The sequence below is a fragment of the Marinobacter sp. ST-43 genome (assembly GCF_030541085.1).
Taxonomy (GTDB): Bacteria; Pseudomonadota; Gammaproteobacteria; order Pseudomonadales; family Oleiphilaceae; genus Marinobacter; species Marinobacter nauticus.
On sequence record NZ_JASSVO010000014.1, the window covers coordinates 14,784 to 39,820 of the forward strand.

Sequence of the window (25,037 nt, forward strand, 5' to 3'; positions counted from 1 at the left end):
CAGAAAACAGTTGTTTACCCGATATTTTGCTCAACCCAGGCCGGTACACCAGCCAGGGCTTCGGCCAGACGGGATGGATCATTACCACCACCCTGGGCCATGTCGGGGCGACCGCCGCCTTTGCCATCTACCAGCGAGGCCAGATGCTTCATCAAGTCGCCAGCCTTGATGCGGTTGGTGGCGGACTTGGTAACACCGGCCACCAGCACCACCTTTCCGTCTTCGACAGTGGCCAGCACCACAACGCCCTCGCCCAGCTTGTTCTTGAGCTGATCCGCAGTTTCCATCAAGGCCTTGCGGTCAGCGCCTTCCATCTCGGAGGCCACCACTTTCAGGCCTGCCACTTCGACCGCGGAACCAGCCAGATCAGTACCCGCGGAACTCGCCAGTTTTGCTTTCAGGGCATCGACATCCTTCTCAAGCTGGCGATTGCGGTCCAGAACCTGCTTGACCTTGTCGACGACAGAATCACGGGTGCCCTTCACCAGACGTGCGGTCTCGCGCAGCGTACGCTCGGTTTCATCAACCCATTCCAGCGCACCCAACCCGGTTACAGCCTCAATACGACGAACGCCAGAGGAAATGCCGCTTTCGGAGGTAATGCGGAACAACCCGATATCGCCGGTACGGGCAACGTGAGTACCACCACACAGCTCAACAGAGTATTTGTCGGTACCCATGGTGAGCACCCGTACTACATCACCGTACTTCTCACCAAACAGAGCCATCGCGCCTTTTTCCTTGGCGGTATCCATATCGGTAATGTCGATATCTACCGGCGTGTTCTCCAGGATCTGCTCGTTAACCGTACGCTCGATTTCTCTCAGCTGCTCCGGCGTCACGGCTTCAAAATGGGAGAAGTCGAATCGCAGTTTGTCCGGGTCGACCAGCGAGCCCTTCTGGGTAACGTGTTCCCCCAGGATATTGCGCAGGGCCGCATGCAGCAGGTGCGTAGCCGAGTGGTTGCGCTTGGTGCGTTCACGACGGGCATGATCAATCCGCGCATCCACTTCCAGCCCGGGGAACAGCTCACCTTCAATCAGGGTGCCCACATGCAGGTGGTTATCACCTTCTTTGCGGGTGTCGGTTACCTGGAAGCGGCCACCGCTCCAGGTCAGCAGGCCGGTATCACCCACCTGGCCACCAGACTCCGCGTAGAACGGCGTGCGCTCCAATACCACCACACACTCATCACCCGCTTCCGCGTTACGCTCCTCACCGTTGACCAGCACCGTGCGGATACGTTCATGACCATCGACGTGGTCATAACCGGTAAACTCGGTCTTGCCCTCAATCGTGATGCCGGCGGCATTGTAGTCGATACCAAACTTGCTGGCGGCACGAGCCCGGTCGCGCTGGGCCTCCATGGCTTTTTCGTAGCCTTCGTAATCCAGAGTCAGACCACGCTCGCGGGCAATATCGTTGGTCAGATCGACCGGGAACCCATAGGTATCGTAAAGCGTAAACACGGTTTCACCGGGAATCTCGGTACCCTTCAGCTCCGCAATGTCCTGCTCCAGCAGGCGCAGACCTTTATCCAGGGTCTTGGCGAACTGTTCTTCCTCCTGCAGCAACACCTTTTCGATCTGCTTGCGACTACTCACCAATTGCGGATAGGCCTCGCCCATCAGTTCAACCAGAGCGCCGGTAAGCTTGTAGAAAAACGGCTGGGTAGCACCGAGCTTGTTGCCGTGGCGAGCTGCGCGACGAATAATTCGGCGCAGAACAAAGCCGCGCCCTTCGTTGGACGGCATCACGCCGTCGGCAATCAGGAAGGCGCAAGAACGGATATGATCCGCCACCACGCGCAGAGACGCTTCTGTGGTGGCCGCACCACCCAGGATGTCGGATGCCGCCTTCAACAGGTCCTGGAACAGGTCGATTTCGTAGTTACTGTGAACACCCTGCAGAACCGCAGCAATCCGCTCCAGCCCCATGCCGGTGTCCACCGAGGGCTTGGGCAGGTTCAGCATCTCGCCGTCGGCGGTGCGGTTGTACTGCATGAAAACCACGTTCCAGATTTCAATGTAGCGGTCGCCGTCTTCTTCCGGGCTGCCGGGAGGCCCACCCGCCACATCCGGGCCGTGATCGTAGAAAATCTCGGTGCACGGGCCGCAGGGTCCGGTATCACCCATCTGCCAGAAGTTATCGGAGGCGTAGCGGGCGCCTTTGTTGTCGCCGATGCGCACAATCCGTTCCGCCGGCACACCGATTTCCTGGTTCCAGATATCAAAGGCTTCGTCGTCTTCGGCGTAAACCGTTACCCACAGCTTCTCCTGGGGCAGGTTGAGGTGCTGTTCGCCAGTCAGGAACGTCCAGGCAAAATTAATGGCCTCGCGCTTGAAGTAATCGCCGAAGCTGAAGTTGCCAAGCATCTCGAAGAAGGTATGGTGGCGCGCTGTATAGCCCACGTTTTCCAGATCATTGTGCTTGCCGCCGGCACGCACACATTTCTGGGAGCTGGTCGCTCGTGTATAGTCGCGCTCCTCGCGGCCGAGGAAAAGATCCTTGAACTGGTTCATCCCCGCGTTGGTAAACAGCAGAGTGGGATCATCGTGGGGTACCAGTGAACTGCTGGGCACAATGGCATGCCCTTGCTGCTGGAAATATTCGAGGAATGCTTGTCGCAACTCTGCGGTTTTCATAGACCTTTGATACCTTTCGACCTGATACACCTTGCCAGACACCCGCCGAATGAACCGCCGGGTCTGAGGTTAAATGCGATTACTTACATGCGTGTGCAAATCGGCTACTCTAGCACACGCCGAGAACTTGAAAAACGTGAAAACTCACAGGAGACGCCATGCCCCGACGCTTTCATGAAGCCGATGAACTTCTGCCACCGGCGACCGGCCTGAAACGCGCCCTGGCCATTATTTACGATGGACTGATCAGTATCGCCGTGCTGCTTGTCGCCAGTTGGGTATACACCATGATTGCTGGATGGATTACGGGCTGGGATCGCTATGAACAAATGGCCGAAGCCGGTGAAATCTCAGGAGACCCGGGGCTGACCTTCGTTCTGTTTCTGGTGCTGTATCTGTTTTTCGCCTACTTTTGGACCCGCATCGGCCAGACCCTCGGCATGCAGGTATGGCGCGTTCGCATCGAGAATCTTGATGGCACCTCCGTGAGCTGGACCCAGGCCCTGATTCGCTATGTTACCGCTGCGATCGTCGTTTTCCTGAGCATTCTCGGCGCCTACTACCTGGGCGCGCTGACGTTGCTGCTCAGCATCCCGGCCATCATCGCGTTGTTCTATCCCATCAATGGGCTGTCGCTGACCGACCGCACCTCCAACAGCGTGGTTGTTCAGGTGGCCAAGCCCGAGAAGAAATAGGTCTGGCGCTACCCCGCCCGACGCATCAGGACGGCTCCGACAATACCGTTAACAACAATCGGAGCCAGCACTGCAATCAGCGGATTAAAGCCATAAACCATACTCATCGGCCCCAGCAGATCCTGCATATACTTGAACAGCAATCCCACCAGCAGACCGGTAAATACCCGGAACCCCATGGTCACAGACCGCAGTGGCCCGAACACAAAGGAGATGGCGACCAACACCATCACCGCCGTGCCCAGGGGCATCAGTGCCTTTTTCCAGAACGCGAGCCAGTATTGCGCCGCACTCAGCCCCTGCTCTCCGAGATAGGCCGCGTAGGTATACAGGCCCGTCATCGACAGATTCTCCGGCTTCACAATCAGCACACTCAGCACGCTCGGCGACAGGCCGGTCTCCCAACGCAGTGACGCACTCACATCACGCACGGTCCGCTCCGGCTCAATGCGAGTGGAGGTCACGTTCTCCAGCAACCAGTAGTCGCCCTGGTAGATGGCACGCTCGGCGAAGCTGGCAACCCGCAATTGCCGGGCATCGTCAAACCGGAACAGCGAAACCCCATGCAACACACCGTTTGGCTGAACCGCATTCAGGTGCATGAAAGTATTGCCTTCCCGATGCCACACCCCTTCCGCGGAAGCCACGCTGCTCCCCGCACCCAAGGCCACCGCCTTGTCACTCTGGGCAATACGTTCGGTGGTCGGCGCGACATACTCACCAATCGCCACGCCGAGCAGAACCACGATCAGCGCCGGCTTCATGGCAGACCAGACAATGCGTTTGAGCGACACGCCGGCTGCCCGGATCACCGTCAGCTCCGAGGAACTGGCCATGGAGCCCAGGCCGACAAGGCACCCCATGAAGGCCCCAAGAGGCAGGTAATCGTAGATTCGCCGGGGCAAGGTCAGCGCCACATACCACAACGCCTGCAGGGTTTGATATTCGTTGCGCGTATCTTCCAGTTCAGCAATGAACGCAAAGATCACATCCAGCGACAACACCACAACCATAACCAGGAACATGGCGCCGCCAACGGTACGCATGACATAACCATCGATCTTATGCACGCTGGCGCCCCTCCCTCTCAAGACGACGACGGTTCAGCCACCCGGGGCCAAACTGCAGCCACAGGCCGAGCGCCAGGAACAGCGCATGCACCCAGAGCATACCCACCCATTCAGGCACCTTTTCATCCGCCAGCGCATCCCGCGCCACAATCAGTAAGCCCAGATAGGTGATGTAAACCAGCATTGCCGGCAACAGATGGAAAAACCGCCCCTGCCGGGGATTCACCCGGCTGAGCCGCACGGCCAGCAAGGTAACAATCGGCACTATCAGCGGTAGCGATATTCGCCAGTGCAAGAGAGCCCGGTCTTCCGGATCATCCGAGTTCCAAAGTGCCAGCGTGCTCAGGCCTTCCTCCAGCTCCTTGCTGCCCTCCTGGCCGCTGACAATCTTCAAACCGTAGGCTTCAAATTCAGTGACGTTGTAATCCAGCCGGCCGGGAGCACCCTGAAAACGCCCACCATCCTCCAGCACCAGAAACCGGCTGCCGGTTTCCTCGTCAATGAACTGGGAGCCAGACTCCGCAGTGATCAGAGTGACACCCTTACCGTCCTTGTCGTACTCGGCAATAAACACCCCCTGCAACTGGCGCTTGTCGTCGCTCAGGGCCTCGGTGTAAGTGACCCGATCCCCGGAGGTAAAGTCCTGAAACCGCCCCGGGGCCAGCATTTCAAACTCGGTGGCCTTTCGCTGCTCGTTAAAGATGTGCTCCACCTGTTTCATGCCCCAGGGAGAGATGTAAAGGCTCATGGCCCCCACCACCAGCATGACCGGCAGCGCTCCAAGTAACGTTTTCGCCAGCAACTGCTTTTCACTCACACCGCAGGCGAACAACACCGTCATCTCGCTTTCGAGGTACATCCGGCCATAGGCCAGCAGAATTCCGATAAACAGGCCCAGGGGCAGAATTAATTCCAGAAACCCGGGGAAACGATACCCCATAATCGCAAACAGGACGCCGGCCGCAATCTCGCCCTCAGCAGCATCGGCCAGATACTTGATAAAACGCCCACTCATGAACACCAGCAACAGAATGCCTGACACCGCAAGCATACTGACCATGATCTGGCGAATGAGGTAACGGAAGATAATACTCAAATCAGTCTCTCTGGCGGCGCCGTCATTGGAGATGGAGGTTAAGGAGAACAGCGCGTATTCTATGTAACCTCGCCGACGAATGACAGTACGGGGCCTACACGATAAAACCATCGTAACGAAGCGGGCACCCGGCTTGATTAATAAAGGCTTTGCCCCAATCCTTATGAGCATTGCCATCAACATTCAATTCAATTGAATAAAGCATAATCTGACAACGGAGTTGCCATGAGAGTTGCCATGAATTTCAGCCTGAGCAGCAAAGCCATCACAGCCACCAAAGCCGACTGCCTGGTTATCGGCCTGCCTGAGAAAGGCGAGTGGCCAGAATCCACCAAAGCGGCAGACGACGCGCTGGGCGGACTGATCAAGCAACTCGAGAAAGCCGGCGACCTGACCGGCAAGAACGCCTCCGTGAATACCCTGCCCCTGGTGGATCAACCCTGGCAGCGCGTTGTGGTAATTGGCACCGGCAAAGATGCAGACCGCACAGCCACAGCGTATCGTAAGAGCCTGATTGCCATGACCGGCGCATTGAAAGATGGCCCCTCCAAAAGTGCACTGATCAGCCTGACCGATACAGCGGTTCAGGGCGAAGCTGCGGTCAGCTCTGAAGAAGCCCGGCTCGACCTGATTGGCCGGATTCTGGAAGACCAGCTCTACACCTTCACCGAATTCAAAAGCGACAAGCCTGCCGCCCGCAAACTGAAAAAAGTTGTGGTACAGGCATCCGGCGCCGGCAAGTCCCTGAAAGATGCTTTCAACCTTGGCCTGGCCACCGGCCGCGGCATGAACTACACCAAAGACCTGGGCAACACCCCACCCAACATCTGCCACCCGGTCTGGCTTGCCGAACAGGCCAAGGCCATGGCCAAAGACTACGACTCCATCCAGACCGAAGTTCTGGACGAGAAGCAGATGGAAAAACTGGGCATGAACACCATCCTGGCCGTAGGCAAAGGTTCCAAGCAGCCTCCGCGCCTGATCGTGATGGAATACCGTGGCGGCAAGGCCAAAGACAAACCCTACGTACTGGTGGGGAAAGGCATCACCTTCGATACCGGCGGCATCAGCCTCAAGCCTGGCGAAGGCATGGACGAAATGAAATACGATATGGGTGGTTCCGCCAGCGTATTCGGCACCATGAAAGTCCTGGCTGAAACCAAACCCAAGATCAACGTGGTTGCCGTGATCGCTGCCGCTGAAAACATGCCCGACGGCGGTGCCTCCCGCCCCGGCGATATCGTCAAAACCCTGAGCGGCATGACCGTCGAAATCCTCAACACGGACGCTGAAGGCCGCCTGGTACTGTGCGACGCCCTCACCTACGTGAAGAAATTTGACCCGGCAGCCGTGGTCGACATGGCCACCCTCACCGGCGCCTGCATTATCGCCCTGGGCAATCATGCCACCGGGCTGTTGTCCAACAACGACGAACTGGCCAACGAACTGCTCGCCGCCGGCGAACGCACCGGCGACCGCGCCTGGCGCCTGCCTCTGTGGGACGAATACCAGAGCCAGCTCGACAGCAACTTCGCGGACATGGCCAACATTGGCGGCCGCCCCGCGGGCACCATCACCGCCGCCTGCTTCCTGAGCCGCTTCGCCAAGGACTACCGCTGGGCCCACCTGGACATCGCGGGCACCGCCTGGAACTCCGGCAAAGCCAAAGGTGCCACCGGCCGTCCGGTCCCCCTGCTGGTCGACTACCTGATGACCCATGCAGGATAACCAGCCAAACCCACCGGAGCCCGGCAGCCCAGCTGCCGGCCCCTCCGGCCAGGACGACAGAAACCAGCGCTACTGGTTCCACATCCTCGCCCAGAACACCCACGCCGCCCGCCACCTCCACGCTGCCAAACTCGTGGACAAAGCCTGGCAGCAAGGCGACCGTGTGTGCGTTCTTTGTGACACTGAAGAACAGGCCTTGGAACTCGACGACCTGTTGTGGAACTTCACCCCCGAAGCCTTCATCCCTCACAGCATCGCCAAAGCAGCAACCACACCTTGCACCGACCCCGTCGGCATTTTGCTCTACCCGCCAGCCGCGGTGGACTGGGACACCGTTATCGTATTGTCCTCAGCGCTGCCTGAAGACGCTGACCAATACCGCCGCCTGGCACTGGTTGCCCATAATGATCCGGCGGTATTGAACCAGGCGCGGGGGCATTACAAGCAGTTGCGGTCACTGGGCATTGAAGCTCGGGTGCATGATATGCGGAAACGCTAGCCAGGTTCGCCGCGATCAAGACGACCATGTATAATCGTCCGATTCAGAATTTCCCTATGTGAATCAACCAAAACGGTCACTGCATAATCCCATGGAAAAAACCTACCAGCCAGAAAACATCGAGCGCCAGTGGTACGAAAACTGGGAATCCAAAGGCTATTTCCGCCCCAGCGGCGAAGGCGACTCCTATAGCATCGCCATCCCGCCACCCAACGTGACCGGCAGTCTGCACATGGGCCACGCCTTCCAACACACCATCATGGACACCCTCACCCGCTTCAAGCGCATGCAGGGCCGTAACGCACTGTGGACCGTCGGCACCGATCATGCCGGCATCGCCACCCAGATGGTCGTCGAACGCAAACTGGCTGCAGAAGAAGACAAAACCCGCCACGATCTCGGCCGGGAAGAATTCATCAAGCGCATCTGGGACTGGAAAGAACACTCCGGCGGTACCATCACCCGCCAGATGCGTCGCCTGGGCAACTCCGTGGACTGGAGCAACGAACGCTTCACCATGGACGATGGCTTCTACAAAGCCGTACAGGAAGTCTTTATCCGCCTGTACGATGAAGGCCTGGTGTACCGCGGCAAACGGCTGGTGAACTGGGATCCGAAGCTGCACACCGCCATCTCTGATCTGGAAGTCGAAAACAAGGAAGAAAAGGGCTATTTCTGGCACCTGCGCTACCCGCTGGCCGACGGCCAGAAAACCCAGGACGGCAAAGACTACGTCATCGTCGCCACCACCCGCCCGGAAACCATGCTGGGTGACACCGCCGTAGCCGTGCACCCGGAGGATGAGCGCTACCAGCATCTGATTGGCCAGCACGTTCTGCTGCCGCTGGTTAACCGCCGCATTCCCATCGTGGCTGACCACCACGCCGATCCGGAAAAAGGTTCCGGCTGCGTGAAGATCACCCCCGCTCACGACTTCAACGATTACGCCGTAGGCAAACGCAACAACCTGCCCATGATCAACGTCATGACGCAGGACGCCAACATTCGTGAAATCGCCGAAGTCTTCAATGCGGACGGCACCGAAAATTCCGAGATTAACAGCGCCCTCCCGGCCGCCTATGCCGGCCTGAGCCGGGAAGCAGCCCGCAAGCAGATTGTTGCCGACATGGAACTGGCAGGCCTGGTCGAGAAAATCGAAGACCACGTGCTGAGCGTACCCCGCGGCGATCGCTCCGGGCTGATTATCGAGCCGATGCTGACGGATCAGTGGTTTGCCGACGCCAAGACTCTGGCCAAGCCGGCTATTGAAGCGGTAGAAGACGGTCGCATCCAGTTCGTACCCAAACAGTACGAGAACATGTACTTCGCCTGGATGCGCGACATCCAGGACTGGTGCATCTCCCGCCAGCTCTGGTGGGGGCACCGGATTCCTGCCTGGTACGACGCTGAAGGCAATATCTATGTGGGCCGGAGCGAGGCTGAGGTTCGCAGCAAACATCAGCTCCCGGACACACTGGAACTCAAGCAGGACGACGATGTACTGGACACCTGGTTCAGCTCCGCCCTGTGGACCTTCGGCACTCTGGGCTGGCCGGAAATCACCGAACGGCTGAAGACGTTCCACCCCACCGACGTGCTGGTGACCGGTTTCGATATCATCTTCTTCTGGGTTGCCCGGATGATCATGATGACCATGCACTTCATGAAAAACGAAGACGGCACCCCACAGGTACCCTTCCATACCGTGTATGTCACCGGTCTGATCCGGGACGAGCACGGCGACAAGATGTCCAAGTCCAAGGGTAACGTGATCGACCCGCTGGATATGATCGACGGCATCAGCCTGCCGGACCTGCTGGAAAAACGCACCGGCAACCTGATGCAGCCCAAGCTTGCCGAGAAAATCGGCAAGCGCACCGAGAAGGAATTTCCGGAAGGCATCGCCGCCCATGGTACTGACGCCCTGCGTTTCACCCTCGCCGCCATGGCGACCACCGGCCGTGACATCAACTGGGATATGAAGCGCCTGGAAGGCTACCGTAACTTTTGCAACAAGCTGTGGAATGCCGCCCGCTATGTGCTGATGAACACGGAAGGCGAAGACTGCGGCGTGAACAATGAGCCGGTGGAACTGTCACTGGCAGACCGCTGGATCATCAGCGAACTGCAGCACTGCGAGCAGGAGGTGATCCGTCACCTGGACCAGTACCGCTTTGACCTGGCCGCCTACGCCCTGTACGAGTTCATCTGGAACGAATACTGCGACTGGTACCTGGAACTGTCCAAACCAGCCCTGAGCGATGACAGCGCCAGTGCCGAGGCCAAACGGGGCACCCGTCGTACCCTGGTACGCGTACTCGAAGCCGTACTCCGCCTGGCGCATCCGATCATGCCGTTCATTACCGAAGAAATCTGGCAACGCATTGCACCGCTGGCCGGCAAGCAGGGCGACAGCATCATGCTGCAGCCCTACCCGCAGCCGGATGCCAGCAAGCAGGATGCGGCCGTGGCCGCCGATATCGAGTGGCTGAAAGGCGTGATTGTAGCGGTGCGTAATATCCGCGGCGAGATGAACATCTCCCCTGGTAAGCAGGTACCGGTACTTCTGAAAGGCGGCAACGCCGACGATCAGCGCCGCCTGAACGACAACCGCCAATTCCTCATTTCCCTGGCCAAACTTGAGAAGCTGGAATGGTTCGAGGGCGACAAAGCTCCCATGAGCGCCACCCAACTGGTAGGCGAAATGGAAGTGCTGGTGCCCATGGCCGGCCTGATCGACAAGGACGCCGAACTCAAGCGCCTGGACAAGGAGCTGGAACGCCTGAACAAGGAAATCGGTCGCCTGGAAGGCAAGCTGAACAACGAGAAGTTCACCGCCAAGGCACCAGCCGAAGTCGTAGAGAAGGAAAAAGAGAAGCTGAAGGATGCCCAGGGCAGCCTGCAGCGGCTCAGTGCGCAACGGGCAGAAATCGAGGCCATGTAAGGCCATGATCGCCATCCTCGGTGCCGGCTCCCTGGGCCGGCTCTGGGCGGCAACGCTACCTGCCGGGCAGGTAGCGTTTGTGCCCCGTCCGGGGCAGGCCCCTGCCCCCGTCTGTTATCGCTTTCAGCCCATTGACGGCGAATCAGGCAGTACCATTATTCCCTGGCTACAACCCGGCCAATCTCCTGATCTACTCCTGGTGACGACCAAAGCCGGCAACACTCTCGAAGCCCTCAAGGCGGCCCTGCCCTCCATTGCCAAACAGACTCCCATTGTGTTGTTCCAAAACGGGCTTGGGAGCCAGCAGCAGGTCACCGAAACATGGCCGGACCGGCCGGTACTGGCCGCATCCACGACCGAAGGCGCAAACCGGCCCGCCCCCGGGCTGACCGTTCACGCTGGCCGCGGCACAACCTGGGTCGGTGCCCTGAACCCGGCGGGGGACCCATCGGTCGAATGGGTTGCCCAACAGCTCGCCAGCAGCGGCCTCATGGTCCACCCTGAACACGACATACTGGCAAGGCTCTGGCAAAAACTGGTGATCAACGCCGGCATAAACGCCTTTACGGCCATTCTGGATTGCCCCAACGGAGAGATTCTGACACAACCGTTTTACCTGCAATGGATTGCCCCCTTGTGTGAGGAGATCAGCCGCCTGCTCCCTGCCGCCGGACAACCGCAACAACCCCCGGAAAACCTGCGCGAGACTATTGAGACTGTCGCCCGCAAAACCGCCGCCAACACGTCTTCCATGCGGGCTGATGTACAGGCAGGCAGAACCACGGAAATCGACTTCATTAACGGTTACCTGGCGCGGCTCGGCCATCAACATGGCATACCGGCACAGGTGAACCAAATGCTCGCCGAACAGGTACAACAACTGAACTGACTTTTACCAGAGGGAGCAAGACCATGGGCAATCGCCTGTCGAAGATCTACACCCGAACCGGAGACGACGGCTCTACCGGCCTGGCCGATGGCAACCGTATCGCCAAAAATGCCCAGCGAGTGGAAGCCATGGGTATGGCCGATGAGCTGAATTGCCATATCGGCGTTTTGATTGAGACGCTTCCCTCTCGTGACAGTCTGATCGATACCTTCCGGCGCATTCAGCATCACCTGTTTGATCTGGGCGGCGAATTTGCCATCCCGGGCAGCAAGGTGATCAGCGACAATCACATTGAGTGGCTGGAGCAGACTCTGGACGAGTACAACACCGACCTGCCGCCGCTAAAAAACTTCATCCTGCCCGGGGGCTGCCCTGCCGCAGCACAATGTCATCTGGCACGGGCGGTCTGTCGCCGGGCCGAGCGCGTGGTGGTGGCCCTTGGCCACGAGGACTCCATCAATACTGCCTCGCGTCACTACCTGAACCGGTTATCCGATCTGCTGTTTGTCATCGCCCGGGTGCTGGCTCGCCGGGATGGCAGCCAGGAGATTCTCTGGGAGCAAAAAAAATCCGGCCTCTGAGGCCGGATTTTTCACAACAACCACAGATTACACCTTGAATGCTTCCACCAGGCGCTGAAGCGACGCGGTAAGCTCCGACATCTGTCTGGACGAAGCCAGAGTCTCTTCGGCGTTGGAGGCAGTGCTCTGGCCAAATTCGCCAATGCGCTCCACGTTGGCATTCACGTTCCTGGCCACGGCCGACTGTTCCTCCGCCGCCTGGGCAATCTGGTGGCTCATATCAACGATCTCGGAAATGCCCGAGGCGATCCGATCCAGCGCTTCGGTCACTTCACCAGACTTCTGTACCGTCTTCTCCGTGGCATCGTGACTTGAGGTCATGGCAGATACCGCTTCTTTTACACCACCCTGAAGCCGGGAGATCATGCCTTCAATTTCCTCAGTGGACTTGTGGGTACGCTGAGACAATGAACGAACCTCATCCGCCACCACCGCAAAGCCACGCCCCTGTTCTCCCGCCCTCGCTGCCTCGATGGCCGCGTTCAGCGCCAGCAGGTTGGTCTGCTCGGCAATTGCTTTAATCTCAACCAGAACCTGACTGATATTGTCACTGTCCGCACTCACCCGGTTGATGACATCAACGGCGCCTGCAATCTCCGTAGCCAGCCGGTTAATGGTCGCCACCGTATCGGCCACCACTTCCCGACCCTTCTCGGTATCTTTCTCGGCATTCCCCGCACTATCCGCCACCCGGTGCGCACTCTCCGTGACTTCATTGACCGCTTCCACCATCTGGCCCATGGCCTCGTTGATCTGACCGGTCTCTTCCATCTGTCGGGCCACGGCCTGACTGTTCGCCGAAGCGGTGTCATTCACCCGGACCGCCTGCTGATCAACATCCGCTGTTGTAGAGCCCACCGACCGGACAAGCTCAGCAATACGATCGGTCATGTTGTTGAACTCAGAGGTGAGCTCACCCAGTTCGTCCCGGTTGTTCAACCGGATATGGGTGGTCATATCGCCGGCGGCCACATTTCTTGCAGCTTCGCTGAACCGGTTGATGGCAATCCGCACAGACATAAAGAAACCCACATAGAGGTAGACCACCACCAGCATCACAGCAATCAGCGCCACCAGAATCAGGGTGCGCTGCCCGGTCTGGCGAGCCAGGCGATCCTCAAGATTACCGGCAACCACATCGAAGATACGATCGCTGAGGGTATCGTAATATCCCATCTGCGCCGATACGGTCTCGTCAAATTCCTGCCAGGGCAGCTCCAGGCGCATAGGCGTGATGACATTCAGATCCAGCTCATCACGGACTGTCATCAGACTCTCTTCCGTGCGGGTCAACGCACCGCTCGCACTCTCTGCCAGCTGGGGCGACGCCTCCACAGCAACGGAAAGGGCCGGCGAAAGCAGCGAACTGCGGTTGGTCAACTGATCGTAGATTTCATTCAGGGTTTCGCTGAGTGCATAGCCCACCTGACCTTCCACCAGCGCAAAAATACCGTATGAACGGGCGCGGCCAACAACAGTGCGAGACTCAGGCAACGCAGAACCCACCAGCCCTAACAGCAGCAGGTTTTCCCGGGACGCATCCTGACCCAATCCGCTGATTTCAATGGTCGCCGGCAGCAAGGCCATCACCTTCTGCACAAACTCCTGGTAGTACTTGAACTGAGGGTCAATGTTGCCCTGATAGTTATCGTTGGCTTTGAGCGTCTCCCATTCTTCCCTTACAGCCAGAATCTGCTCCTGCCAGGAGCCGGAGGTGTCAAAAGAACGCTGTGGTTCGGCGAGATCTGCCAACAGGGCATCCATGCGACTGGCCGCCTCGTTGGCTTTTTCGAGCAAGGGCTGTTCGTCTTTCAGAATGCCGGGGGCCTGATAGTCACGGTAATCCATTGCCGCCACCAGCAGGCGCTCCACCTTCTGGAGTTCTGCAAGACCTTCAATGCCGCGGGTCATGGTCTGAACCGACTGGTTAAGCCCGGAAATCACCAACCAGGAGAGCACGATGATGGGACCAAGAAAGAGAATGCTGATGAGGCTGAATTTGTAAACCATGGGCAGCCGATTCATCAGTGCTACAGCCGGATTGATTATATAGTTCACAGAGCCCTCGCTGCTTCTAACAACTGAATCTTTATTCTTTTGTTTGATTATCGCCCGTTGCCGGAAAAACTTAATCACTATTTAGTGTTATTCTGTAATCCGTTTTTGCTTTCCGGCTAGGCCATGCCTGCGATCACCAGCAATGCAAACGCACATATCCACACCAGCATGCTCCGGTTGAGGAGGTCCCTTATAGCGCTGAGGCTCCGCCCGCCAAAATCGGGCCACTCTTCCGGGTGTAACTCCGAAAAGCGCGCAGGATCAAGTGCATATCCAGTTAACGACCCGTTGGCGGAAATCATGAGCACATCCGCGGTCTTTTTCCCGAATCCCGGGAATACCTTGCGTATCTCCCGGGACCAGCCGGCCAGGTCACCGGCGAGCCCGAATGTGCATGACAGCAAGCGGGAAGGAATCCAGCCGATAAGCCGGGCCGCCCGCTGATAGCGTTCCCGCGCGGCCGCCTGCGGCCATTGGCCCGCCAGAGCTACAAGCCCGCGAGCCAGAAAAGCCAGCGCTATGCCGCCGACGGCATACCAGAAAACCACCAGGAAGAAACGCTCGAAAACCGAGACCATCAGCGCCCGCGACACCGACAGGTGCATGGCTTCTGGCGATAGCGCCGCTCCTCTTTCGGAGGCGGGCAGGCGCTCTTGAACATGGTGCCAGGCAGCCTGCATATCTCCGCGCCGCCAGGCATCGGAATAGGCTCGCAGCACCTTGCGCCAGCCCGGCGCTCCCATCAGCACCACCATCAGCACGAGTTCAAGCGGATACAGGGCATAGCGGTAGCCCGCCTCACTGGACAGCGCCCACGCGCCAGCGAGCGCCAGAGAAGGTAACACAACCAGCAGCGCACCTCTCCAGACTGACCGCTCCTGACCCGCTTCAACCCGGCCCCAACGATGAAACCAGTTACGCCAGACCTCATCGCCAGCCAGGTGATCGGCGCGGTCCAGCCTGCGGCGAATCACGTACGCAATCAGAAAAACAACCAACGACATCAGGCCATCTCCTCGTTCGACAGCAGTGCCTGGAAGCGAGACCACTCAAACGCGGGCCCTGGGTCGGTTTTTCGGCCCGGCGCAATATCACTGTGGCCGGCAATGCGACCCGGCGTGATCTCCGGCCAGGCTGTCATTACGAGGCGCGCCAGACGCGCCAGCGCACGGTACTGATCCTCGGTATAGGAAATGTCATCCGCACCTTCGAGCTCGATACCAATGGAGTAGTCGTTGCACTCCTCCTTACCCTGAAAACTGGAACGGCCAGCGTGCCATGCCCTGTCCAGACAGCTGACAAACTGAATAACGGAACCATCCCGGCGAACCAACGCGTGCGCAGACACCTTCAGCTCTGCGATCGTTTCAAAATAGGGGTGGGCAGCGGTATCCAGACAGTTACAGAAAAAATTCTCGATGTGCGGGCCGCCAAACTGTTCCGGCGGCAGGCTGATGTTGTGAACCACCAGCAGTGAGATAGAGGAACCGTCCGGGCGGGGACCAAAATTGGGCGACGGACACCAGCGCACGCCGGGGAACCGGCCACTGGAACGCAAAAGTGCTGCCGCATCTTTCAGGGAGTGTGGGTGATGATCGTTCTGGATACTAGACAACGTGTTTCCATCGGCGCAGGGGACTCATGCAGATGATTGAATCACAAAGCGCCCATGGATGCCACGACGTCGCCGGTGCCCTGCGTGGGCACTCAGTACCAGAGATCAGTCTTTTCGGTTATGACGCAGGTTGTCGATGATGGACTCCAGTGCCCGATCAAAAATCAGGCCGTCATCCAGCATGGTGATCGCCTGCTCCTGCAGAGCAATCGCCAGGTCATCCCTATGATATTCCGCCACCTTCGCACCACTGCGGTTAACAAAGATGTACTTGCCGGTGGCCTTGATGAAGGCGGCCAGCTTGCAACGGACCCTGGTCTCGTCTCTGGCCATTTCAACCCAGGATCCAACTCTCAGGCCGTCCGCCTTCGCCAGCCATTCCGCCGACGCTACTGGTGATTGGATCTCCGCGGATTCCTCGGCGACGGCTGCCGTCTCAACGCCGGCTGAGATCTCAGCAGGCTTGACTGACGCAGGTTCAGTCACCTCGTCAATCACCTCCGGCGCAGGTTCCGATTGCTCGGGAGTTTCCGCCGGCTCTGCCGGAGCTTCAGGTACCTCAAAATTCTCAATCGTGGGTGCCTTGTCTTCAACAACCGGCGCGGTCACCAGTTTCTGGAAAACATCGACATGGGCAAGCTCCAGGTCCCGGATGGCCGCATCGGTTGCAAACGGATCCCAGGAGATCTCCTGAAGCGCCTTGCGGAGCTCTTCCACCACCTCTGGAATCATTCGCAACAGTTCCGCCCGGGTATCAGAAGACACCGGTCGCGGGTCAACACTCCACACCAGCCGCTCGCTGATGGCCTTTGCCTGCAGCCAACGCTCGCTTTCTTCACCCTCGCGCAACACCACCCACTGCAGGTAGCGGGTCCAGGGCTCGTTCAGCACCTGTAAAACCGGCTCGGGAATGTCCCGGCCTGCCGTGTGCTCACGGATAACATCGGTAGCAGCCTGACTGGCACGCTCCTGCCGGGCGCGTCCTTCCTCGGCATCCCGAAGGCGCTGCTCAACCAGCTCGCGACGCCGGCGATCCAGATCCATGAAGTGACCAAAGTCCTTCAGCAATTCCTCGAACAGCCCTACCTGATCGGTGTATTCGGTCAGCACCCGACCCACCACTTCCTCAATCTTTTCCCGAAGCGGATCACGCATTCCGGCACGTTTCTCGCTCCAGCCAATGGCGGCCAGGGCAAGTTCGTTGAGGAGCTTGCGAACCGGATGGCCACCACGATTGAAAAAGTTCTTGTCGCTGAGTGCGACCTTGAGCACCGGAATCTGTAGCCGCCCGATCAGCGCCTTCATGACCGAATGCAACTGACGATCCTCGAGAATAAAATCAAACAGCATTGAGACCAGATTGATCACATCACTGTCGACCTGCCCTACTGAGAATCGCTTCCCTTCCGGACCCTGCAACAGCGGCTGTAACTGCTGGCGCAAAGGCACCACATTGTCGCCTTCACCCTGCGGCGCTGCGCCCTGCAGTTCGTTCAGGCGCGCCATCAGACGATCGGTATCCAGAACAGCGCCGGTTTGTGCCATACCGGCACTACTGGTCTCTCCCTGGTGCAACAGCGCACTCAGCTCACTGAAAGTAGGCGACGGTCCATGGCTATGGGCAGTACCTTCGGCAGCCGGGGCTTCCTGGGCGGGCGCTGGCGAACCGCCTGCCTTTGGCGCACTGCGACCCGGCGCTACCTGAGCACCACCCACCGGAGCCCGCTTCATGTCAGGCAGCACGCCGGCGGCGATCAGGGTTTTGTTGCATTCCTGGTAGAAATCACTGAGCTTGTCCACCAGCAGTCGCTCAAACAGCTTCAAAACCACCAGCTTGGCGCGGATATCAATGTCCAGATCGGTGCAGGCATCCGAGATGGCACCGCAGATCACTTCCGGGCTGAGAGGCATCTGGTCGTCTGAGAGATCCAGTTGCGGAACGAGATGGCGAATCCGGGCCGCCAACATCCTTACCGGCTCCTGGTATCGATTCCGCAGGCGATTGGTCAGGTTATCTATCGCTACCTGCTGTTCAAGATCAGAGTGATCCACCAGGCTGAGGGAGTCCTGGTCCACTTCTTCCAGTGAACCACCGGAGCGGGCAGGTTTGAACTTACCCAGCTCATTGAAGGCCTGGCTGACGTATTGCAGGACTGACACTGTCATTGCCTTCCGGCGCAGTCGCAGCTCCCGCATGGCGTCGAAGTAGGCAGTCTGGTCCTGGTTGGAGCCGGCCCGGTCTGCGAGGGCAAACAAACTGTCGTCAGCCTGTTCGAAAAAACTGGCAAGTACCGCCTTGAGTGACTGACCCGATGTGTCACGCAGTCGCACCAGCTCTACCGGTAACGAGAACCGGCTCACCGGCTTCTGACCGGCCAAGCGGACTACCTTGTTATCGTGCGCCATGTGGATGCTCCGGAATCGAACAGCTGATGGTACTTAAACCTTTATAGGATTACATCATACGGGCGAGTGTCGTCACCTTGTGTCAGAATTTGTCACCTTTTGTGTCAGCAGGAACTGCATCACACTTCAGACCGCTCACACCTCCATTTGGCGAATCGATAGCGCTGGCAGTAGAATTGCCCTCCACACTTTTCCAAGCCACCAACAACCTCCGGACGTCCCAATGATTTCTGCCGAACTGCTGCGCCAGGCCCGTATCGAATCCGTTGCCCAGAGTCTGCGGGAAGATATTGGCGATGGCGACATCACTGCCCAGCTGATTCCTGCCGAAAAACTGGCAACCGCAAGGGTAATCACCCGGGAAGACGCCCGCCTGGCTGGAAGCGCCTGGGTGGAGGAGGTTTTTCGCCAGGTGGATCCCTCAGTAACACTTCAGTGGCAGTTTCACGATGGCGACGACGTACCCGCCAACGCCGTGATTTTCCGCATGCAAGGCCCGGCCCGCTCGCTTCTGACCGCTGAACGAGCTGCTCTTAACTGGTTGCAGACCCTGTCTGGCGTGGCAACGGCCTGTGCCCATTACGCTCGCCGGGTGTCCCATACCAACGTCCGCCTTCTGGACACCAGGAAAACCCTGCCAGGGCTGCGACTGGCCCAGAAATACGCGGTGACTTGCGGTGACTGCGACAATCACCGGCTGGGGCTCTGGGACGCCTTCCTGATCAAGGAAAACCACATTGCCGCCTGCGGCTCCATTGCCAATGCGGTCGCCGAAGCGCACCGCATTGCACCAGGCAAACCCGTGGAAGTGGAAACCGAATCGCTCGACGAACTGGACCAGGCTCTTGAGGCCGGGGCCGACATCATCATGCTGGACGAGTTCTCGCTTGCCGACATGGCTGAAGCGGTAAAGCGGAATGCCGGAAAAGCCCGCCTTGAAGCTTCCGGTGGCATCAACGCGCACACGCTGGTGCCCGTTGCCGAAACCGGCGTGGATTACATCTCTATTGGCGCACTGACCAAAGACGTACGAGCCATCGATTTGTCCATGCGCCTGGAGTAATCCAGTCCCGGAATAATCAGCGGCCGCCAGAGGACAACAGCCGATCCATCTCCTCAAGCGCTGAGATCAGCTCACGGCCGGACTGCTCACGCCCACGGAAATGCTCTTCTGCCATGGGCGCAATACCAGATACCTCTGGCAGCGCGTGACCGGCTTCCACCAGCGCCTTCATTTTTTCAAGAAACACGAACTGCAGCCACTGGGTGAAGTCCATGGTATCCAGGCAGAACGGCTGCGTACTCTGGAACGCCTCCGGTGGCAGGCTTTCTGTCTGCCAGACACCCAGTTGCCGAAGTTCAATTTCAATCTGCAGCAAACCGTCGGTCACCTGATCCAGGTGGCGTGCTTTTTCACTCATGGGATTCCTCTCAGTCTGCCAATGGCTCCAGCTCAACAGACTCCCCATGCAGCACACGGTATAGATCCTCATACTGGCGTGTGAGCGTGTGTTTCGGAGCCATGTGAATCAGCGGTTGGCGACTCTGGTGTGATTCTTTCATCTTGACGGAACTGGACAGGCGTACCGGCAGCACCGGCAACCCCTCCTCCGTCAGCTCCCGGACCAACTGCCTGGGCAGGCTCGCCCTTGGCTGGAACTGGTTTGCAATGATGCCCTCAACAACCAGCTCCTCATTATGATCCTCCTGCAATTCGCGGATTTCATGGAGGATGTTGTAGAGCGCCTGGCGGGAGAAATCATCGCAGTCGAACGGGATCAGGCAGCGCTGGGCAGCAATCAGGGCAGAACGGGTGTAGAAATTCAGGGCCGGAGCGGTATCGATATAGATCTCATCGAAACTGTCGCTGAGCTTTTTCAGGAACTCCCTGAGCTTGTAGATCTTGTGCTTGGCTTCGAGTTTGCGTTCCAGAAAATCCAGCTCAGGGCTGGATGGCAACACGTACAGGTTGTCGAACGACGAGGCGTGTACAAACTCGTCAGGTCGACGATTGAAGACACTGAAGGCGACCGTCTGCTCCAGCAGATCGGCAACGGTATCTTTCAGTTCAGCCGCCGGCTTGCCCAGCAGGTAGTGGGTGGAGTTGCCCTGTGGGTCCAGATCCACCACCAGGGTACGCTTTCCTCTTGCGGCGCTGATGGCCGCCAGATTACAGGTGATACTGGACTTGCCAACGCCACCTTTCTGATTGAATACAACCCGTCTCATGTCGTCTCTCCAATGGCCTTTATCGTTATTAATCCCTTTGCCGTTACCATCCCATCACAGCTTTAACAAACGGAATGGTTAAACGTCGCTGGGCCTGCAGCGAATTCTCATCCAATGTATCCAGCAGCCCCAGCAGATCACCCAGCTTTCTAGGGGCCCTGCGCATGATGAAGCCGGCAACATCCTCACTCATCACCAGCCCGCGCTGCTCTGCCCGGGCCATCAGGATTCGCTGCCGATCCTCATCCCGGTACACGCCCAACTGAATGAGCAAGCCATGCGCCAGACGAGATCCCAGGTCTGCCAGTCCGAACGGCAGCGAAGCGGGCACCTCAGACAGACTGACCACCAGCAGGCCATTACGATCCAGCACCCGGTTGTACAGGTGGAAAACCGCCTCCTCCCAGCCGGGATCACCCGCGGCATGCTCCAGATCGTCAAGACAGATCACATCATGACTGTCCAGGCCCGCCAAGGCGTCCGGGCCGAACGGCAGCAGCTCGACAATGCTGATGCAGACGGCGGTTTTTCCCATCTGCTCGGACTCATGGCAGATCGCCTGCAACAGATGACTTTTGCCGGTATCGGAATCGCCACAGATCACCACTACCGGAAGCCCCGACGGCTCCCGGCACACCAGCTCCAGCCGCTGTGCGGCCGAACGGTTACGGTCACCGTGAAAGTTGTCGAAGCGGGCATCGTCCCGGAGCTTGACCCCCAATACCATTTGTGAGGCTTTCATGACCGCTTCGCCCTCCAGGCCCGCAAACTCCACACTGCCACATAGTGCCCCCCGCTCACCAGCGCGCTGACGGCAACCAGCCAGATCCCGGTGTCGATGACCCAGGGCTGCATGGGCAAACCCGCCAGCAGGATGATAATGGCGAGCGCCACCAGTATCTGGACAAACGTGTTGATCTTGCCCGGAATACTGGGTTCCATATCGAAGCGGCCGATGCCGTAATGAAAAGCCAGGCCGCCGCAGACAATGACAAGATCCCGACCCAGCACCAGGACAAACAGCCACAGCGGAAGTACACCGGTAATGGTGAGCATGAGGTAGGCCGAAATCAACAGCGCCTTGTCCGCGAGAGGGTCGGCCACAGCGCCAAGCCGGGAGCGCCAGTTGAAATGACGGGCCAGAAACCCGTCAAAGGCATCGGTCAGTGCGGCAACGAAGAATATCACCAGAGACAGCCGGTAGTTACCTTCCAGCAGCGCGCCGGCGAACGGCACGATCAGCACCATTCGCAGGAATGTCAGTGCATTCGGGATCCAGCGCCACTGCTTAGAACTCACCGGGCTGCCTCCATCAAGCCATCAGCTTCGGTCGCCGCCAGTGGCGCCGGGAGCGGGTTGCCAGCGGTAATAAAGTACCTGGTACAAAGACTCAAAAGCCTGTTCGGCATCCTGCTCATCGCCCGGAGCCAGGGGCTGATAGCTGAACCCAGGCGTCGAAGCACTATCCTGCGCATCCGTTCCGGCCGGTGCTTCGGTTTCATTGCGGGAACCGGGCTCGCCTGTTTGCGCCGCACCATCCCCGTCCGAGCCAGCAGTCTGGCTGTTCTTGCTGGCCGTTATCGGCTCTGCAGGCTGCTCCGCCGGCACAAATCGTGCGTCCAGCGCGATATGCTCCTTCAACTGGTCAAGTTCTCCGGAGAATGCCACCTCCACGGTCAGCCGGTTGCCACGAACCCGTGACGCACCAACAGACACTACCGGAGTCATGTCCTGCAGGGCCCGGGTCACCTGACCGTAATCTGCCAGCGTCGTTACACCCTCAAGCACCATATCAACTTTCGGAGCCTCACCCGCCTCGCCGGCTGTAACCGCATATCGGCTGGCGTATTGCTCTGTCCAGCGATCGATCAAAGCTTGCGCCAACTGTTCCGGCGTATCGGCATTGACCGACTGCTCACCCGCATCGAGCCCCATGCCTTCAACCACCCAGCCTGCGCGCCATTGGCCGCCGGAACGACTGATACGCACCAGAGCCAGGGCGTCGTGGGACAGATCGTCTGAAGCTTGTTCGATGCGGCCGACAAACTGGCCCCACAAATCCGACAGCAAGGCCCGGTCACCGGCATAGGTCTCCGGCGGGAAGGCGATGGGCAGACCGCGATCGGCCGCTGCTGATAAGAGATGCTGGGCCCAGAGCCCCTCGTTACTGCCCGGCGCTGAATCCGCTGAACGGGTCAGTAATTGCCGGTCTCCCCGGTCTTCCACGGCAATCCAGGCCAGTGTCAGGGGGCGGTTGGCGCCCCATACCGGCGCCTGCACAGACGCCAGCGCGCGGTTGACCCCCACGGCCCCGAAACTCATCTGCAGACGCGACTGCCCCGCGGTACGGTTCACCTGATAAGACAGCAACATGGACTCGGCGTCTGCCAGTACCTCGTCTATCCCTTCGAGTTCCAGCACCTCACGGGTCCCGGACACCCTCACCATTACCTGACGCAGCCCTTCAGCGTATCCGGCCTTCAAGGCATCCGCCGAGGTGCCTGCAACCGGAACATCGGCCGTGTAAAGTCCCGACACGCTGACCGCCGATGCCGGGCCGGCCGAGAGTACCCAACAGACTGCCGCCAACAGAAACGCAGCAACTCGCCCGTTCCTGGCTGTTTTCACTGATTCGGTCATGAAACACCTTGCCATTCCCATGGTTGGCGCACAGGATACACCATCACCAGAGCCGAGAGTAGCAAGCACAGGTTGCAGTCAGGCAATCTGAAACCGGCAATATTGCCTGTGCTCCCAATTCCATTTGGAGCCCCCGTGCGCACCTGTTAAAATCCGCGCCTTGACTCACAGGCCTACGGTTATTTTCCATGAGCGAACAGAAGCCCTCCCTGACCTACCGCGATGCCGGCGTGGACATCGACGCAGGTAACGATCTTGTCAACCGAATCAAGAGCACTGCAGCGCGCACCCGTCGCCCGGAAGTACTCGGCGGCCTCGGCGGCTTTGGTGCCATGGTATCGATTCCGGCAGGCTACAAAGAGCCCGTACTGGTTTCTGGCACGGACGGCGTAGGCACCAAGCTTCGGCTTGCCATGCAACTGCAGAAGCATGACAGCATCGGCATCGACCTGGTGGCCATGTGCGTGAATGACCTGGTGGTCGGTGGCGCCGAGCCTCTGTTCTTTCTGGACTACTACGCAACCGGCAAACTGAATGTTGACGTTGCCGCCCAGGTAGTAGAAGGCATTGGCCAGGGTTGTGAGCAGGCCGGATGTGCTCTGGTTGGTGGCGAGACCGCTGAGATGCCGGGCATGTATGAAGGCGACGATTACGATCTGGCCGGCTTCTGTGTAGGCATTGTGGAGCGTGACAAGATCATTGACGGTAGCCGCGCCCAGCCGGGTGACGCACTGCTGGCCCTGGGCTCCTCTGGCCCCCACTCCAACGGCTACTCGCTGATTCGCAAGATTATCGAAGTCAGTGGCGCAGACCTGAGCCAGTCAATGGGCGACACCACACTGGCCGACGCCCTGATGGCACCCACACGCATTTATGTGAAGAATCTGCTTCAACTGATTCGCGAAGTCGATGTTCGGGCCCTGTCGCACATTACCGGCGGCGGCCTGCCCGAGAACATCCCCCGGGTACTGCCCAAGGGCACCATAGCCGCACTCGACACCCAGAGCTGGGAGCTGCCCCCGGTATTCCAGTGGCTTCAGAATGCCGGCGGCGTAGCCCGGGAGGAAATGTATCGCACCTTTAACTGTGGTATCGGTATGGTCATCTGTGTACCGGAAGACCAGAAGGCACTGGCCATGGACACCCTGAATGCCATGGGTGAAAAGGTATGGCAGATCGGCGTAATGGAAGCAGCCGAATCCAGCGATGCCGAGCCCGTTGTTCGCTACGCACCGGGGCTTTTGACGGCATGAAGGCAGATCCGGCCCCCGTTCCGAAGATCCTGGTGCTCGCCTCTGGCAGCGGTACCAACCTCCAGGCTTTGATCGACGCCACCCGGGAACGCGACTTTCCGGGTGAGATCATTGCCGTTGGCTGCAACAAACCGGGCGCGTTTGCCCTGGAGCGCGCCGCCCAGGCCAATCTCACCACCTTTGTGGTCGACCATACAAAATATGGCTCCCGAGAAGAATTCGACGCCGCCCTGCTGGCCGAAATCCTTCGCCACAATCCGGATCTGGTGGTGCTGGCCGGCTTCATGCGGATTCTGACCAGCGACTTTGTCCGCGCATTCCGTGGCCGGATGCTTAACATTCACCCTTCCCTGTTGCCGGCCTACACCGGACTGAACACCCACCAAAGGGTCCTGGAAGCCGGTGACCGCACCCACGGTGTATCCATTCACTTTGTGACCGAGGAACTGGACGGCGGGCCGGTCATCGCCCAGGCGGAAGTTGCCGTGGCAGAGGATGACACTCCGGAGTCCCTGGCGGAAAAAGTTCAGCAACAGGAGCACGTGCTCTACCCCATCGTCGTGCGCTGGTTCTGCGAGGGTCGCATTCAGCTGGGCGCTGAGGGCGTTCTGTTTGACGGCGCGCCCATCGAGCGTCCCATGCGACTGCCGGCGAACTGAACAGATTGTCATCACAAGGCCTCGCCGAAC

General features: G+C 58.9%; 21 protein-coding genes. 9 read left to right on the plus strand and 12 right to left on the minus strand.

Going from position 1 to position 25,037, the window contains the following annotated elements:
- Positions 1-14: 14 nt before the first annotated feature.
- Positions 15-2,645 (minus strand): alanine--tRNA ligase, encoded by a 2,631-nt coding sequence (gene alaS / locus QPL98_RS14840; protein ID WP_023011361.1) that lies wholly within the window; start codon positions 2,643-2,645, stop codon positions 15-17.
- Positions 2,646-2,803: 158 nt separating this feature from the next.
- On the opposite strand from alaS, the gene QPL98_RS14845 reads away from it, so the two are divergent.
- A complete protein-coding gene (locus QPL98_RS14845; protein WP_226611705.1) occupies positions 2,804-3,340 on the plus strand; it encodes an RDD family protein in 537 nt (178 codons plus the stop codon).
- A gap of 8 nt (positions 3,341-3,348) precedes the next feature.
- Here QPL98_RS14845 and lptG read toward each other — a convergent pair whose 3' ends face one another.
- Positions 3,349-4,410, minus strand: a complete 1,062-nt coding sequence (gene lptG / locus QPL98_RS14850) for an LPS export ABC transporter permease LptG (protein WP_014421880.1) — start codon at positions 4,408-4,410, stop codon at positions 3,349-3,351.
- Positions 4,403-5,506, minus strand: coding sequence for an LPS export ABC transporter permease LptF (gene lptF / locus QPL98_RS14855; protein ID WP_303293522.1), 1,104 nt, complete (start codon positions 5,504-5,506; stop codon positions 4,403-4,405). Before lptF ends, lptG begins: the two co-directional genes overlap by 8 nt.
- Before the next feature lie 237 nt (positions 5,507-5,743).
- On the opposite strand from lptF, the gene QPL98_RS14860 reads away from it, so the two are divergent.
- The 5 genes from QPL98_RS14860 to QPL98_RS14880 all read left to right on the plus strand — a co-directional run bounded on the left by QPL98_RS14860 (position 5,744) and on the right by QPL98_RS14880 (position 12,147).
- Positions 5,744-7,234, plus strand: a complete 1,491-nt coding sequence (locus QPL98_RS14860) for a leucyl aminopeptidase (protein WP_303293546.1) — start codon at positions 5,744-5,746, stop codon at positions 7,232-7,234.
- Positions 7,224-7,733 carry a DNA polymerase III subunit chi gene (locus tag QPL98_RS14865; RefSeq protein ID WP_141067908.1) on the plus strand — a complete coding sequence of 170 codons (510 nt, stop codon included), beginning with the start codon at positions 7,224-7,226 and terminating at the stop codon, positions 7,731-7,733. The genes QPL98_RS14860 and QPL98_RS14865 overlap by 11 nt, the downstream gene beginning before the upstream one ends.
- A gap of 91 nt (positions 7,734-7,824) precedes the next feature.
- On the plus strand, positions 7,825-10,677 hold the full coding sequence (locus QPL98_RS14870) for a valine--tRNA ligase (RefSeq protein ID WP_153741338.1): 2,853 nt from the start codon (positions 7,825-7,827) through the stop codon (positions 10,675-10,677).
- A gap of 4 nt (positions 10,678-10,681) precedes the next feature.
- On the plus strand, positions 10,682-11,566 hold the full coding sequence (locus QPL98_RS14875; protein ID WP_153741337.1) for a ketopantoate reductase family protein: 885 nt from the start codon (positions 10,682-10,684) through the stop codon (positions 11,564-11,566).
- Between the two features lie 23 nt (positions 11,567-11,589).
- Positions 11,590-12,147 (plus strand): cob(I)yrinic acid a,c-diamide adenosyltransferase, encoded by a 558-nt coding sequence (locus QPL98_RS14880; protein ID WP_153741336.1) that lies wholly within the window; start codon positions 11,590-11,592, stop codon positions 12,145-12,147.
- Between the two features lie 27 nt (positions 12,148-12,174).
- On the opposite strand, the gene QPL98_RS14885 is transcribed toward QPL98_RS14880, so the two are convergent.
- The 4 genes from QPL98_RS14885 to QPL98_RS14900 form a co-directional block, all read right to left on the minus strand.
- Complete coding sequence (locus QPL98_RS14885) at positions 12,175-14,205, minus strand: methyl-accepting chemotaxis protein (RefSeq protein WP_303293523.1); 2,031 nt, start codon at positions 14,203-14,205, stop codon at positions 12,175-12,177.
- A 116-nt stretch (positions 14,206-14,321) separates the two neighbouring features.
- A complete protein-coding gene (locus tag QPL98_RS14890; protein ID WP_011784471.1) occupies positions 14,322-15,209 on the minus strand; it encodes a histidine kinase in 888 nt (295 codons plus the stop codon).
- Positions 15,209-15,820, minus strand: a complete 612-nt coding sequence (ampD, locus tag QPL98_RS14895) for a 1,6-anhydro-N-acetylmuramyl-L-alanine amidase AmpD (protein ID WP_303293524.1) — start codon at positions 15,818-15,820, stop codon at positions 15,209-15,211. Before ampD ends, QPL98_RS14890 begins: the two co-directional genes overlap by 1 nt.
- 105 nt (positions 15,821-15,925) lie before the next feature.
- Positions 15,926-18,226, minus strand: a complete 2,301-nt coding sequence (locus QPL98_RS14900; RefSeq protein WP_303293525.1) for a DUF1631 domain-containing protein — start codon at positions 18,224-18,226, stop codon at positions 15,926-15,928.
- Positions 18,227-18,449: 223 nt separating this feature from the next.
- On the opposite strand from QPL98_RS14900, the gene nadC reads away from it, so the two are divergent.
- Positions 18,450-19,289 carry a carboxylating nicotinate-nucleotide diphosphorylase gene (nadC, locus tag QPL98_RS14905; protein ID WP_303293526.1) on the plus strand — a complete coding sequence of 280 codons (840 nt, stop codon included), beginning with the start codon at positions 18,450-18,452 and terminating at the stop codon, positions 19,287-19,289.
- 16 nt (positions 19,290-19,305) lie between these two features.
- Here nadC and QPL98_RS14910 read toward each other — a convergent pair whose 3' ends face one another.
- The 5 genes from QPL98_RS14910 to QPL98_RS14930 are packed head-to-tail and all read right to left on the minus strand — an operon-like array spanning position 19,306 to position 23,095.
- A complete protein-coding gene (locus QPL98_RS14910; RefSeq protein ID WP_022991712.1) occupies positions 19,306-19,647 on the minus strand; it encodes a YqcC family protein in 342 nt (113 codons plus the stop codon).
- 10 nt (positions 19,648-19,657) lie between these two features.
- Positions 19,658-20,455 (minus strand): ParA family protein, encoded by a 798-nt coding sequence (locus QPL98_RS14915; protein ID WP_011784466.1) that lies wholly within the window; start codon positions 20,453-20,455, stop codon positions 19,658-19,660.
- Between the two features lie 43 nt (positions 20,456-20,498).
- On the minus strand, positions 20,499-21,197 hold the full coding sequence (gene hda / locus QPL98_RS14920) for a DnaA regulatory inactivator Hda (protein ID WP_014421894.1): 699 nt from the start codon (positions 21,195-21,197) through the stop codon (positions 20,499-20,501).
- Positions 21,194-21,754 (minus strand): CDP-alcohol phosphatidyltransferase family protein, encoded by a 561-nt coding sequence (locus QPL98_RS14925; RefSeq protein WP_303293527.1) that lies wholly within the window; start codon positions 21,752-21,754, stop codon positions 21,194-21,196. Before QPL98_RS14925 ends, hda begins: the two co-directional genes overlap by 4 nt.
- A gap of 21 nt (positions 21,755-21,775) precedes the next feature.
- Positions 21,776-23,095: a DUF2066 domain-containing protein gene (locus tag QPL98_RS14930; protein WP_303293528.1), complete on the minus strand. Its 1,320-nt coding sequence runs from the start codon at positions 23,093-23,095 to the stop codon at positions 21,776-21,778.
- Positions 23,096-23,283: 188 nt separating this feature from the next.
- Here QPL98_RS14930 and purM point away from each other — a divergent pair, with 188 nt between their 5' ends.
- Together purM and purN are read left to right on the plus strand one after the other, a co-directional pair.
- Positions 23,284-24,348, plus strand: coding sequence for a phosphoribosylformylglycinamidine cyclo-ligase (purM, locus tag QPL98_RS14935; protein ID WP_023011367.1), 1,065 nt, complete (start codon positions 23,284-23,286; stop codon positions 24,346-24,348).
- Positions 24,345-25,007 (plus strand): phosphoribosylglycinamide formyltransferase, encoded by a 663-nt coding sequence (purN, locus tag QPL98_RS14940; protein ID WP_014421897.1) that lies wholly within the window; start codon positions 24,345-24,347, stop codon positions 25,005-25,007. Before purM ends, purN begins: the two co-directional genes overlap by 4 nt.
- Positions 25,008-25,037: the final 30 nt, after the last annotated feature.